This is a genomic window from Yoonia sp. (assembly GCF_042093035.1).
Classification (GTDB): Bacteria; Pseudomonadota; Alphaproteobacteria; order Rhodobacterales; family Rhodobacteraceae; genus Yoonia.
This window is the reverse complement of record NZ_JBELFI010000011.1, coordinates 1-13,545: the sequence shown is the minus strand read 5'-3', so window position 1 is coordinate 13,545 and position 13,545 is coordinate 1. Positions and strand designations below refer to the sequence as shown.

The following is a 13,545-nucleotide window of genomic DNA, read 5'->3' as shown; positions in this document are numbered from 1 at the left end:
GTGTTTTCTGCCGGGTAAATGATATCGACGCCACCGGCCTGCACAGCGATAGAGCCTGCCGCCATAGCGCCAATATGTGCCGCCGCATCAACGCCGCGCGCCAGACCTGAAACGACAGTGATCCCAGCGTCGCCCAATTCCGCACCGAGCCTTTTGGCCATGCGTGTCCCCAATGAGGACGCATTGCGCGCCCCCACCAACGCCACCATCGGGCGTTTGAGAACCTCAAAGTTACCCATCGCCCAGAACACCGGCGGCGCATCACTGATATCGGCGAGAGACTTGGGGTAGTCTGGCGACCCTTCACAGATCAACCGCGCGTCCGCACGGCGACCGGCGGCCAATTCAGCCTGAAGTTTGTCAAGCGGACAAGGTGCATAGCCGGAAACACCTGCGGCCTTCGCCACATCAGGCAAAGCGGCCAGGGCGGCGTCAGCTGACCCATGTTCGGACATCAACCGTCTGTAGGTCGCGATCCCGACCCGATGTGAGCGCAATAGGCGGAGCCGGTTAACCGTGTCCTCTTCCGTGGTGGGCAGGAGTGGGGGGGGATCGAAAGAGTAGTGTTGTCCAGCCAAAGACCCGCTCCGCCATATTGCCCCTCAAGTGTTAGGCGTTGACGGTTAACGAGGTATGAATGAAATCAAACAAATCTGTGGAAAACTTGAATTTGGTGGTGAAGGCGTCCTCAGGCCGCGGCCCCTCCGACAGTCAAACCACCGATCATGAGGCTCGGTTGTCCGACCCCGACCGGCACCCATTGCCCCGCCTTGCCACAATTACCGATGCCCGGATCAAGTGCCAGATCATTGCCGATCCCATGGATCTGCTTCAATGCGGTAGCCCCATCCCCGATTAACGTGGCGCCTTTGACGGGGGCGCCCACAACACCGTTTTTGACGCGGTAGGCCTCGGTGCAGGAAAACACGAATTTGCCATTGGTGATATCCACCTGACCGCCGCCAAATCCGACGGCATAAATGCCATCCTTGAGGTCGGCGACCAGTGCTTCGGGCGGCGTATCGCCCGCCAGCATATAGGTGTTCGTCATACGCGGCATCGGCGCATGGGCAAAGCTTTCGCGGCGGCCGTTGCCAGTAGGTGCTACCCCCATCAGCCGCGCATTCTGGCGGTCCTGCATGTACCCGACCAAGACACCGTCCTCGATCAGCGTGTTCTTGGCGCTGGGCGTGCCTTCGTCATCCACGGTGATGGACCCACGGCGATCCGGGATTGTGCCATCGTCCAAAACAGTCACGCCTTTTGCAGCAATCCGCTGGCCCATCAGTCCTGCAAATGCGCTCGAACCTTTCCGGTTGAAATCACCCTCCAGCCCGTGCCCAATCGCTTCATGCAGCAAGATACCGGGCCAGCCGGGGCCAAGCACCACGTCCATCACCCCAGCGGGCGCAGGCTCGGCGTCCAGGTTTACCAAGGCGATGCGCAATGCTTCTCGCGCGACAGGCTCCCAGTGATCGGGGCCAATCAAACCGATCAACCCGGCGCGCCCGCCGCCGCCCATGCCGCCACTTTCGCGTTTGCCGTTGTCTTCGACAATGACACTGATGTTGAGCCGCGACATCGGGCGCGTATCCGTGACCAATGTGCCCTCCGGGCGCAGGATCAACACCTCCTGATGCGATGCCGCTACCGTCGCGGATACCTGAACGACGCGCGGATCGAGTGCGCGTGCGAAGGCGTCAATCTCGCGCAGCAGGTCGATTTTGGCGGGGAATGTTGCCTGCAGCATGGGGTCGTCATCGCTATAGAGCTTGCGGTTGGTGCCAGCGGGGGCATCTGACATAGTTCCTCCGCCATCACCCACCGCAAGCCGGGCCGTGGCGACGGCACGCGTCAAGGCATGTTCGTCGATGGTGGTTGAATGGGCATAGCCCGCAGTTTCGCCACGTACCGCACGCAGCCCGAACCCTTCGGAAGCATCAAAACTGGCGGTCTTGATTCGTCCGTCATCGAAGGAAATCACCTCTGACTTGCGGCGCTCAAGAAAAAGTTCGCCATCATCAGCACCTTGGGTCGCTTCCTGAACAAGTGCCAATGCGGTATCCTGATCGAGATTTGTCTCAAACGGGCGGAATGGATCGGCTGACATGGGGATTTCCTCTGAATGGGCGCGTTTTTCACGAAAGCGTCTGTTTGACGCAATAGCAGTTCTTGAGTTGTGTCTCAGGATATGGGACACGGATCACCGAATACAATGGGATTCCGTCCGCAGCCCGCGCGGGATCGCCAGGGAGACGCGCAAGATTGCGCAATGAAGAATAGGGTAAGATATGCGTTTGAACACACTAGCGACCTCGTTGTGGACCTCGGCTGGTCTTTTGATGGCAGGCTCCTCCGCTTTCGGCCAAGAGATCACGCAAGAGCTTGAAATCGTCGGCGCTCCGGTTGATCGCGCCACCGGGTTTCAACCCGCCGCAACAGAGCTGGCACGTGACGTCCACTGGTTGGACAATATGCTTCTGGTCATCATCACGATCATCACATTATTCGTGACCGGTTTGTTGGCATGGGTCGTGATCCGCTTCAGCCAGAAGAGAAACCCAACACCTGCGACTTTCACGCATCATTCGCCGCTTGAAGTTGCGTGGACGATCGTTCCCGTTGTCATTTTGGCGTTTATTGGTGCGTTTTCGCTGCCAGTTCTGTTTAAACAGCAGGAAATCCCGGAAGCTGACATCACGATCAAGGTCACCGGGTACCAGTGGTACTGGGGTTATGAATACGTTGATTACGGGATCGAATTCGACAGCTACATGCTGGCCCGCGACGAGCTGGAGGAGGCTGGCTATAGCCAGCAAGAATACCTTTTGGCGACAGATACGGCCGTGATTGTGCCTATCGGTGCGACGGTCGTGATGCAGGTGACCGCGGCTGACGTGATCCACGCCTGGACGATCCCAGCCTTTGGTGTGAAGCAAGACGCCGTTCCCGGTCGCTTGGCCGAGCTGTGGTTCGCGGCGGAGCGTGAAGGCATCTACTTTGGCCAGTGTTCGGAGCTTTGCGGCAAGGACCACGCCTATATGCCGATCACTGTAAAAGTTGTCAGCCAAGAGACATATGACGCCTGGTTGGCTGAAGCGACCGGTACGTCCTAAGACTTAGGGTGGGGTGAAACTTGATCCACCTTACAAGCCAATTGATTAACCGATGGGTCAGCCATGAATGATTTGGGCGCGACAGAAGGACCTTATGAGGCCAGTTTGGGCGATTACTTCGCCCTGCTGAAACCGCGGGTGATGTCTCTGGTGGTCTTTACGGGGCTGGTTGGCCTTTTGGTTGCGCCTGTGCCCGTACATCCATTCATCGGATTTGTCGCGATCCTTTGCATTGCTGTTGGTGCAGGGGCCTCTGGCGCGCTGAATATGTGGTGGGATGCAGATATTGATGCGCGTATGAAGCGTACCGCTGGCCGCCCGATACCGTCCGGCCGTGTGGAACCGGGCGAGGCGCTGGGCATTGGCATAACGCTTTCAGGCTTTTCTGTTGTTTTTCTGGCGCTTGCAACGAACTTGCTCGCGGCGTTTCTGCTGGCTTTCACGATCTTTTTCTACCTGGTGATCTATTCGATGTGGTTGAAACGCTCGACGCCGCAGAACATTGTTATTGGCGGTGCGGCCGGGGCTTTCCCGCCGATGATCGGCTGGGCAGTCGCGACCGGCGGTATCGGGATCGAAAGCATCTTGATGTTCGCGCTGATTTTCATGTGGACGCCACCACATTTCTGGGCACTGGCGCTTTTCGTGAAGTCAGACTATGGCAACGCGGGCGTGCCGATGCTGACGGAAACCCACGGACGCGACGCGACACGCAAGCATGTGATTATCTACACGTTGCTGCTGGTTCCGGTCGCGATCGGGCTTGGCTTGACGTCTATCGGGGGCCCTTTTTACCTTGCTGTTGCGGTGTTTTTCAACGCGTGGTTTCTCAAGGGGGCTATCAGCATCTACAGACGCGACGACGCAGCCTGCGATGCGGACAAACACAGGGTTGAGATCAAGGTGTTCAAGGTCTCGCTTTATTATCTTTTTGCGCATTTTGGTGCGTTACTGGTCGAAGCGGCGCTGCGACTTTATGGAATTGGAGGCTGGTAATGGCATTGCAGGTTGAACATGAAATCCATACGCGTCGCAAAGGGCGCAACTATGGTGTGGGCATCATTCTTTTGGCCTTCATCGGGATGGTCTTTGGTCTGACCGTTGTGAAGGTCGTGCAACTGGGCGATCTGGGTCAATTCGAGAGATTTGACCGCGTGGTCCGGCCACAGCTCATCCCCGACGAAGGTGGCGGCGAATGACGCTGTTTCCAAATTTGCAAGGTCCTCAGCGCACGGTTGCGCAGACGGTCTTTGTGGTGGTCTTTATGGGTGGTCTGGCATGGGCCTCTGTCCCGTTCTACGACTGGTTCTGCCGCGTTACCGGATTTGGCGGCGCAACAAATGTGGCCGAGGCAGAAAGCGACGTGATCCTCGACCAGACAATCAAGGTCCGCTTTGATGCTTCTCTTTCCCGCGACATGCCCTGGACTTTCAAGCCAGAGGTGCGGGAGATGGAAATTCGCATTGGTGAAACGGCGGTCGCGTATTATGAGGCGCGCAACCCGCTTGATGTACCAATTGCGGGGCGGGCATCCTACAATGTGACCCCATATGAAGCCGGCGCGTTTTTCGACAAGGTCGCCTGTTTCTGCTTTACCGAGCAAGTGCTGATGCCGGGCGAAACCGTCCTGATGCCGGTCAGCTTCTTTGTAGACCCGGCCATCGTGGATGACCGCGAAGGTCAATACGTCCATACAATCACGCTCAGCTACACTTTCTACGAGATTGACCTGCCTGAGACTGAAATTCAGGCATCTCTCGCGCCAGAAACTTTGACACCGCCGTCTTCAGGCGTCATAGAAATCAACTAAAGACCATCCGATAGGGAACGCACCACATGGCGCACGCTAAGAACCACGATTATCACATTCTGCCACCATCCATCTGGCCGCTGATAGGCGGCGCGGGCGCGTTCACAATGCTTTTGGGCGCGACGCTGTGGATGCATGGCTCTGGGCCGTACATCTTTCTGATGGGCCTTGCGGCCGTGCTTTACGTCATGTTTGCGTGGTGGTCGGAGGTTGTTCACGAGAGCAACACGGGCGATCACACGCCGGTTGTTCGGATCGGTCTGCGCTACGGCTTCATTATGTTCATCATGTCCGAGGTCATGTTCTTCGCCGCATGGTTCTGGTCTTTTTTCAAACACACGCTCTATCCGATGGATACCTACGTGGGCACGTCTTACGTGGCGCCGGAATTCTATCAGGTCGATGCTTTCCACCTGCCGTTGATTAACACCCTTGTTTTGCTGTGCTCTGGCATGGCGGTGACATGGGCGCACCACGCGCTTGTGCATGGAAACAACCGCAAAGACCTTGAACATGGCCTGCTTCTTGCCGTTGTCCTCGGTGTGATGTTCACGGGGTTGCAGGGCTACGAATACTGGTATCTTCTGGTTCAGCAGGACTGGACATTTGGTGGTGACAAGTTCTTCTCCAACTTCTTCATGGCCACGGGTTTTCATGGTTTCCACGTGATTATCGGAACAATCTTCCTGTTTATCTGCTACTTGCGGGCGCGTGCCGGGCATTTCACCCCTGAACAGCACGTGGGTTTTGAGGCGGCGGCCTGGTACTGGCACTTCGTTGACGTTGTCTGGTTATTCCTGTTCTTCGCAGTTTATATCTGGGGCATATAGGCAAACCTCTTGCGTAGGGTGGCAATGTTCCACCCTACCTTTGAAAACGCGCGGGGCATAACTCGCGCGTTTTGAGTTTCGGGACGCGCAATGCTACGCAAAATTCTCTTTCCATTGGTCCTTGGTATCGCAGGTTGCGGTGTGCTTATCAGTCTTGGCTTGTGGCAGGTAGAACGCTTGTCCTGGAAGGAAGGCGTTCTGGCCAGTATTGAGGCGCGTTTGACCGCGCCACCTGCGCCACTGTCACTTGATGTTTCGGAAGAGGTGAATGAATACACCCGCGTGACGCTGACCGGGACCCCCACAGGTGAAGAACTGCACGTTTTGGTATCAGGGACGGAGGCAGGCACCGGCTACCGCGTGATTTCGAAGGTCGATACCGTTCTTGGGGCCATCCTGGTCGATCTGGGTCTGCTGGCAATCGACAACAAAGCCGCGGCGCCGCTGGTAGCGGAAATGCAAATCATCGGCACATTGCTTTGGCCTGATGACCAGAACGCGCAAACCCCCGATCCTGACCTTGGCGCCAATATCTGGTTTGCGCGCAATATCGAGACGATGTCAGTCGCGCTGGATACGCTGCCGTTGATGGTGGTGGTATCCCAAGCCACCCCCGCAGACCCGCGCTTGATCGCCTTGCCGGTCAATACCACCACGATAAAGAACGATCATTTGGCATATGCCTTGACATGGTTCTTGCTGGCCGCTGTCTGGGCGATTATGAGCCTTTACCTGATACTGCGCATATTGCGCCCCACGAAAGCCTGAAGTCAGATGCGCTACATCTCTACCCGCGGCACGGCCCCGAGCCTGACATTCGAAGAGGCGATGCTGACGGGTCTTGCCCGTGATGGGGGGCTCTATGTGCCGCAAGATGTGCCGACCCTGACTGCCGCGCAGATCGCCAAGCTGGCTGGCAAATCCTACGAAGACGTCGCGTTTGAGATCATGCGCCCCTTTATCGGGGATACCTTCACAGATGCAGAATTCCGCAAGCTGATCGGCAAAGCCTACGCCGGTTTTGGCCATGCCGCCCGTGCGCCTTTGGTGCAACTGGACAGCAACCATTTTCTACTGGAACTCTTCCACGGGCCAACGCTGGCCTTCAAAGACTTCGCGATGCAGCTTATCGGACAGATGTTCCAGTCGGCGTTGTCGCGCTCTGGTGATCGGGTGACAATCGTCGGTGCGACATCCGGTGACACAGGCTCAGCCGCGATTGAGGCTTTTCGCGGTCTCAAGGCCGTTGACGTCTTTATCATGTACCCGCATGGCCGCGTGTCGGAGGTCCAGCGCCGCCAGATGACGACCCCAACCGAAAGCAACGTCCATGCGCTGGCCGTGGACGGAGACTTTGATGATTGCCAAGCTGCTGTCAAAGACATGTTCAATGATTTTGCCTTTCGCGAAGACGTGAAACTGGCCGGTGTGAACTCCATCAACTGGGGGCGTGTGCTGGCACAGATTGTCTATTATTTCACTGCCGCAGTGTCGCTTGGCGCCCCTTACCGCGAAATCAGCTTCACTGTACCCACTGGCAATTTTGGTGACATCTTTGCTGGTTACATTGCCAGGAAAATGGGTTTGCCGATCGCTGATCTGATCGTCGCGACAAATCGCAATGACATCCTGCACCGGACGCTTCAAACCGGGGCTTACACCAAAGACGGCGTTGAACCGACGATCAGCCCGTCCATGGATATTCAGGTCAGCTCCAATTTTGAACGCGCGCTCTTTGATGCCTATGATCGTGATGGTGCAGCGGTGGCTGGGCAGATGGAGGATCTCAAAAAAGGGGGTTTCCAGATCAGCCAGGGCGCCTATCAGATGCTCAAAGACGCGTTTAAATCGGGGCGCGCATCGGAGGATGAAACAAGTGCCGCGATCAAGTCCTACCTTGCCCTGCACGGCGAACTGCTTTGTCCGCATACGGCCGTAGGCGTCCATGTGGCTGAGGCGCATCTTGGCGCCACGCCGATGGTGACTTTGGCCACGGCCCACCCCGCGAAATTCCCCGATGCCGTGAAAGCGGCATCCGGCGTCGCGGCACCGCTGCCCCCGCGCATGGCTGACCTCTATGACAGACCGGAGCGTATTACACGCGTCGCCAATGACCTGACCGCAATCCAGGCGGTCATCAAGGAACGGATTGCCCATTGACCATCCAACTGCACACGCTTTCTAACGGCTTTCGCATCGTCACTGAGGATATGCCTGGGTTGAAATCCACCAGTATCGGCATTTGGGTGCAGGCCGGCGGCCGTCATGAGCGGCTTGAACAAAACGGGATCGCGCATTTTCTTGAGCATATGGCCTTCAAAGGGACCAAAACGCGCAGCGCACTGCAAATCGCCGAAACCATTGAAGATGTGGGCGGCTATATCAACGCCTACACCAGCCGCGAAATGACAGCCTATTATGCGCGTGTGCTTGAGGATGACGTGGCACTCGGCCTTGATGTGATCGCCGATATTCTCCTGAACCCAGTCTTTGATCCCGCAGAGATCGAGGTCGAACGCGGCGTGATCCTTCAAGAGATCGGTCAGACACATGATACGCCCGACGATATCATCTTTGATTGGCTGCAAGAGGTGGCCTATCCCGATCAGGCGCTTGGGCGCACGATCCTTGGCGCGGCAGAGCGCGTCAGCAGTTTTAGCCGTGACGACTTGCAAGGATTTGTCGGTGAACACTACGGGCCAAACCAAATGATCCTGTCGGCAGCAGGCGCGATTGACCACGATGCGATTGTCGCACAGGCTGAGGCGCTATTTGGCCACTTGCCCAACGTGGCGCGCGCGCCCGAATTGCTGCAACCGGCGCAATTTGGCGGCGGTGAGCGGCGGCAGAACAAGAACCTTGAGCAGGTTCATTTCGCATTGGCGCTCGAAGGGCCGACTTACCGCGATCCGGCGATCTATACCGCGCAGATCTATGCCAATGTGATGGGCGGAGGCATGTCATCGCGGCTGTTTCAGGAAGTCCGCGAAAATCGTGGCTTGTGCTATACGATCTTTGCGCAGGCGGGTGCCTATGAGGATACCGGCCTGACAACAATCTATGCAGGCACAAGTGCGGCGCAAATCGAAGAACTGGCCAATATCACCATCGACGAAATGAGGCGGGCCGCCGATGACATGTCGGCGGTCGAAGTCGCGCGGGCGCGGGCACAGATGAAGGCGGGTCTTTTGATGGGGCTGGAAAGCCCGTCGAACCGCGCTGAACGGCTGGCGCGGCTTTTGTCGATCTGGGATCGGATCCCAACGCTTGAGGAAACCATCACACATATTGACGACGTGACGACCGGTGACGTGAAAGACTTTGCGGGCAAAATGACCGGGCAGGCGGGCACCGCCATGGCGCTTTATGGTCCCGCAGAGGCTGCCCCATCGCTTGACGCCTTGAAGGCACGGCTGGCCGCCTGAATGTTGGGGGCCAAACGCAAGGTCCGGCTGGAAACGGAAAGGCTCACGCTGCGCTTGCCAGCCCATAGTGACTTTCGGGCATGGTCCTCCTTGCGCAGCCAAAGTGAAGCCTTCCTGAGACCCTGGGAGCCAACCTGGGCCTCCGACCATCTGTCACGCAAAGCCTTTACCAATCGCGTCTACTGGGCACAGCGGTCGGTCTCGAATGGTACGGCGATGCCCCTCTTTGTCGTGCGGCGATCGGATCAGGCATTGGTGGGCGCTATCACGCTGGACCACATCAAGCGCGGGCCTGCCCAATCCGGTATCACCGGCTACTGGATGGGGGAACCCTTTGCGCGGCAAGGCTATATGCGCGAAGCGATTGAAGCGGTGGTGCATCATGCCTTTACTGTCCTCGATCTGAGCCGGATTGAGGCCGGTTGCCTGCCCGAGAACGCCCCCTCGCGTCGACTGCTTGAGCAATGCGGCTATAAATACGAAGGTGTGGCGCAAAGCTATTTGCAGATCAATGGACGGTGGCGTAACCATGTACTCTACGCCAACCTGCGCCACGACCGGCGCGGCAAGACCGACGTGGGCTAGTGTCCTGATTTCTTAATCCCGCAATAACTTCCGCCGGAGGCTCCTGCGCGTCAAAGCCTGCGCATACGTTCCAGAATATCATTCCCCTGCATGGCCATGAAATGCAGGATATCAATGAAGATCCAGTTCTCGGCCAGTTTGTCACCGTCACGTCGGTACATATCCACAACGCGCATTTCTGCCGGGGTGCCAGCGGGCATTCCCAGGTAGCCGCCGGCGTTGGTGACCGTCAGGTTCGCCCAGCCAAAGAACCCGCCAAAGTTCCCTTCACTCAAGCGGCAGACATGGCCGTTGAATACGCGGTCCTTGATCTGCTTGCGGAACGGGCCTTGGTGCTGCTCCACGTAGCGATCAATCGTGTAGGTCGCACCAATGCCATCCGGCCCCCACCAGATCATGTCGTCATGCCAGCACCGGGCCAGCTCCTCTTGCGGGCTGGCGTATTTCTGATGTGCGTTGATATCGCCGATCATGTCGTTGATAATCCCAAGGGTCTTTTTGCCTGCCGCCGGGTCGGCATCGTCAAATAACAACCCATCGTGGGTTGCAGGCCCCGGTTGAACCAAATGCATTCCGGTCTGTGGCGGCAGGGGATATTGGCCGGCCTGCGACATCAGATGGATCAAATCGCAGAACATTGCGGTTTCAACGATCTTGCCATCCACGACCTTGTGGAACTCTGCATAGCGCAACATTGCGATGCGCCGGTTTGGTCTAATCCCCAGAAATGGTGCATCAAACAGCCCCATCAGATGACCCATGGAGATCACCCAGACTGACTGGAAGTCATCGACTTCATTGTACCCTGCAATGAAGATGTCCTGCCGCCGCTTCACCTTGGTCATCGCCCTCAGAAATGGCGCCCAAAAGCTGGCGGCGACGTCGCGCGCACAGTGTTGTTCATAGAAAGGATGCATCCCACGCCAGTGCCAATCTGCGCTGGTGTGCTCTGCCAGCGCAGCGGCGACAGTCTCAGGCGTAGCCTTGGACACCGCATCATAATGGGCGCGCACCAGCGCCTTTTCCGATTGAAAACTCATCATCTAGCCTTTCACGGCACCCGCTGTCAGACCAGAGACGATCTGTTTTTGGAAGAAGATAATCATCACAAACAAAGGTGCTGTCACAGACACAACCGCCGCAACGGCAAACATGACGTTGCCCTTGGTCTGTGTTGTGCCAAGGAAGCTGGCAAGTTTCGGCACCATCGTCTGGTTTTCCTTCGACAGCAGCATCGTCGTTACCGCAAAGTCATTGTACGCCAACAGGAAACTAAAGAGCCCGGTGGTAATCACCCCCGGCCACATCACCGGGATAATCACATGGCGGAAGGCTTGAAAACGCGTACAGCCGTCAACCATCGCGCTTTCATCGAGGTCTTTGGGGATATTTTTGAAAAAGGCGTGTAGCATCCAAAGCGTGAATGGCTGGTTGATCGCCACCAGAACAATGATCGTCGTGCTCAAGTGACCCCAGAGGTTCCATTCAAAGAACGGCAACAGGTAGCCGGACACCAATGTGATCGGCGGCGTCGCGCGAAACATCAGCGCAAACAGCAGAAACCAGAACGCGTAGCGGTAGGTGGATCGGGACAGCGCGTAGCCGCCCAAAGTGCCACATGTCAGCGAAATGGTCACAACCGCGACGCAAACAATCACTGTATTCAGCGCCGCGCGCCAGAATTCTTCCTGTACCCAAGCCCCGTAGTAGCCCGCACCGGTAAAGCTGCCGCCCGTTTCAATGACAGTCAGCGTGCCCAGAATGGAGTTCGCCCAGTCCGCTTTGGAAAAGAAATCCCCTTCCACCTTAAACGACCCCCAAAGGGTCCAAAGGAATGGGAAAGCGGCCATGACAAGCCAGAGCCCAAGGAAGCTATAGGCAAAGACCTTGATGGTGGGGGGCATGCGGGTGGCTTTTGACATCGGACTACCTCGCCTTACCAAAATCACGCCAGGTCCGCACAAGGACCGGAGATAACAAAATCCCGACACCGATGATCGTCAATACAGACGTGGCGGCAGCAGAGGACAACAGCCGCGTTTCGCCGCCCAGATCATTGAATACGGCATAGGACAGCGACGTCGCATGTGCCTGCGCGCTGAAACTGACGATAGGTTCGAAGACGCGGAAGTTATCCATCAACTGGATCAACGCAATGAAGGTCGTCAGCGGCACCAGATGCGGAATGATGACATAGCGGATCCGCTGCCAGCGGGTCGCCCCGTCGATCATCGCGGCCTCAAGCGTGTCGGTATTCACTGTTTGCAAGCCTGCGTAATAGACAATGAAAGCAAAAGGTGCTGATGACCAAACGCCGTAGACCATCAACATGATCCACATCAGCGGGGTCGAGGCTTTGACCGATAGATCAGGATCATCGGTCAGCCATTGCAGCGCAGAGCCCAGAATACCGCGGGCATCCACCATCCAGAACAGGATCAGTGCGCCAACCAGTGGTGTCACAATCATCGGCAGTAGCGAGAAAAAGATCGTTGGACCCCGCATCGCCCGCGCCACTGCATTCACGCCGATGGCGATGAAGAAGCCAAGCACAATGGTCAGAGGTGTCACAACGGCTGTGTAGGTCAACGTAAACCCCATCGCGTCATAGAAAGGCAGGTTCATCAACGCGCCTGCAAAATCCCGCATACTGACAGAGCTGGCCCAAGCCTCGCCCACTTCGGTGAAGGCAAGATGATTACGGTCTTTGTAAATATCGAGACCCGCCCATTGCCCAAGCGGCTCTGCCGCGCGCAGCGCGGCCGTTGCTTCGGTATCGACGGAGGTATCGGTCGTACATCCAAACGGGCCGCAGTTTTCCACCTCGACGATGACCTGCTCATGCGCCTGATAAAGCGATTGCGTCACGATCGACACAATCGGGAAGGCGATGAACAATATCATCATCAGTGAGGAGGGAAGGACAAACCAGAAAAAGGATGCGTGTTTCATGTCATTTGCCCCGTGATCGAAAAGGGGAAGGCGCGCCTTGCGCCTTCCGCTAAACGGCCCTTACTGAAGGAACCCTTTTTCAGTCGCAGCAGCCGTATAGGCGGCTTCGATGTCTGCCAGCGTTTGCTCTGCGCTTTCATTGCCCTGCAGGAAATCTGCAATGTTGTCGCCCAGTGCCGTGTGCAGCAAGCCCTGGAAGGGGCGCATCGGGTAAGGCTGCGATCCTGCTGCAACGGAGGCCAGAACACCTTCGTTTACGGGTGCAGGCGTGTAGCCGTCCATCAACCAAACAGCCTGGCCCATGGTCTCATCGTTGAGAATTGCCGGCGATACGCCCGCTGCCATCGCCTGGAAAGTTGCTGCGGCGTCTGCGTCGCTGATATTCTTGGCAACGGTCCAGCCGTCCCACCATAGCGTCGTCGCAGGGGTGCCGCTGTCGCCAACGGTCAACGGGCCGGAAACCATTGTGTTTTCATAGACTTCCGGTGCGGAGCCTTCGTCATCCATCAACACACCTGTCCGGCTGCCCCACATGTTCATCAATGCGACATTGCCCGCTTCCCATTCAGCAGAGGTCGCGTTGCTGTCATGTGTCAGGTAGTCGGGGTTCATATATTGAGAAAGCGCTTTCATCATCTCAAGCGCTTCGACGCCTTGCGCGTTATTAATGCTGACATTGGCTGTGCCGGGCTCAAAGAACGCGCCACCAGTGCCGATATACATATTGGTGAATTCCTGCGCGAGGTTCCAGCCAGCTGCGTAAGCGCCGCCAACAGGGTTCTCCATGATGCCGGCGGCGCGGATGGCTTCGGCTGCGGCAAGCACGT

The 13,545-nt window shown here is 57.0% G+C and carries 13 protein-coding genes and 2 pseudogenes; 9 read left to right on the top strand and 6 right to left on the bottom strand.

Going from position 1 to position 13,545, the window contains the following annotated elements; genetic code table 11:
• Both ACFDSS_RS03160 and tldD read right to left on the bottom strand, forming a co-directional pair.
• A pseudogene (locus ACFDSS_RS03160) lies at nt 1–497 on the bottom strand (DNA-processing protein DprA); the annotation flags it as partial.
• A gap of 191 nt (nt 498–688) precedes the next feature.
• On the bottom strand, nt 689–2,110 hold the full coding sequence (gene tldD / locus ACFDSS_RS03155; protein ID WP_375254310.1) for a metalloprotease TldD: 1,422 nt from the start codon (nt 2,108–2,110) through the stop codon (nt 689–691).
• A gap of 181 nt (nt 2,111–2,291) precedes the next feature.
• Here tldD and coxB point away from each other — a divergent pair, with 181 nt between their 5' ends.
• The 9 genes from coxB to ACFDSS_RS03110 all read left to right on the top strand — a co-directional run bounded on the left by coxB (nt 2,292) and on the right by ACFDSS_RS03110 (nt 9,766).
• Nucleotides 2,292–3,116, top strand: a complete 825-nt coding sequence (gene coxB, locus ACFDSS_RS03150; RefSeq protein WP_375254309.1) for a cytochrome c oxidase subunit II — start codon at nt 2,292–2,294, stop codon at nt 3,114–3,116.
• Between the two features lie 63 nt (nt 3,117–3,179).
• A complete protein-coding gene (gene cyoE, locus ACFDSS_RS03145; protein WP_375254308.1) occupies nt 3,180–4,112 on the top strand; it encodes a heme o synthase in 933 nt (310 codons plus the stop codon).
• Entirely contained in the window at nt 4,112–4,315 is a 204-nt protein-coding gene (locus ACFDSS_RS03140) for a hypothetical protein (RefSeq protein ID WP_375254307.1), read from the top strand. The genes cyoE and ACFDSS_RS03140 overlap by 1 nt, the downstream gene beginning before the upstream one ends.
• Complete coding sequence (locus ACFDSS_RS03135) at nt 4,312–4,926, top strand: cytochrome c oxidase assembly protein (RefSeq protein WP_375254306.1); 615 nt, start codon at nt 4,312–4,314, stop codon at nt 4,924–4,926. Before ACFDSS_RS03140 ends, ACFDSS_RS03135 begins: the two co-directional genes overlap by 4 nt.
• Before the next feature lie 26 nt (nt 4,927–4,952).
• Nucleotides 4,953–5,756, top strand: a complete 804-nt coding sequence (locus tag ACFDSS_RS03130; protein ID WP_375254305.1) for a cytochrome c oxidase subunit 3 — start codon at nt 4,953–4,955, stop codon at nt 5,754–5,756.
• A gap of 90 nt (nt 5,757–5,846) precedes the next feature.
• A complete protein-coding gene (locus ACFDSS_RS03125) occupies nt 5,847–6,524 on the top strand; it encodes an SURF1 family protein (protein WP_375254304.1) in 678 nt (225 codons plus the stop codon).
• Nucleotides 6,525–6,530: 6 nt separating this feature from the next.
• Complete coding sequence (thrC, locus tag ACFDSS_RS03120) at nt 6,531–7,916, top strand: threonine synthase (protein WP_375254303.1); 1,386 nt, start codon at nt 6,531–6,533, stop codon at nt 7,914–7,916.
• Nucleotides 7,913–9,181, top strand: coding sequence for a M16 family metallopeptidase (locus ACFDSS_RS03115; RefSeq protein WP_375254302.1), 1,269 nt, complete (start codon nt 7,913–7,915; stop codon nt 9,179–9,181). The genes thrC and ACFDSS_RS03115 overlap by 4 nt, the downstream gene beginning before the upstream one ends.
• On the top strand, nt 9,182–9,766 hold the full coding sequence (locus ACFDSS_RS03110; RefSeq protein WP_375254301.1) for a GNAT family N-acetyltransferase: 585 nt from the start codon (nt 9,182–9,184) through the stop codon (nt 9,764–9,766).
• Between the two features lie 50 nt (nt 9,767–9,816).
• Here the strand turns inward: ACFDSS_RS03110 and ACFDSS_RS03105 are convergent, their stop codons facing one another.
• From ACFDSS_RS03105 to ACFDSS_RS03090, 4 genes and pseudogenes are all read right to left on the bottom strand, one after another.
• Nucleotides 9,817–10,806 carry a nuclear transport factor 2 family protein gene (locus ACFDSS_RS03105; RefSeq protein ID WP_375254300.1) on the bottom strand — a complete coding sequence of 330 codons (990 nt, stop codon included), beginning with the start codon at nt 10,804–10,806 and terminating at the stop codon, nt 9,817–9,819.
• Between the two features lie 3 nt (nt 10,807–10,809).
• Nucleotides 10,810–11,670: a carbohydrate ABC transporter permease gene (locus ACFDSS_RS03100; RefSeq protein ID WP_375254299.1), complete on the bottom strand. Its 861-nt coding sequence runs from the start codon at nt 11,668–11,670 to the stop codon at nt 10,810–10,812.
• A 22-nt stretch (nt 11,671–11,692) separates the two neighbouring features.
• Nucleotides 11,693–12,718 (bottom strand): carbohydrate ABC transporter permease, encoded by a 1,026-nt coding sequence (locus tag ACFDSS_RS03095; protein ID WP_375254298.1) that lies wholly within the window; start codon nt 12,716–12,718, stop codon nt 11,693–11,695.
• A 60-nt stretch (nt 12,719–12,778) separates the two neighbouring features.
• Nucleotides 12,779–13,545, bottom strand: a pseudogene (locus ACFDSS_RS03090) (sugar ABC transporter substrate-binding protein); the annotation flags it as partial.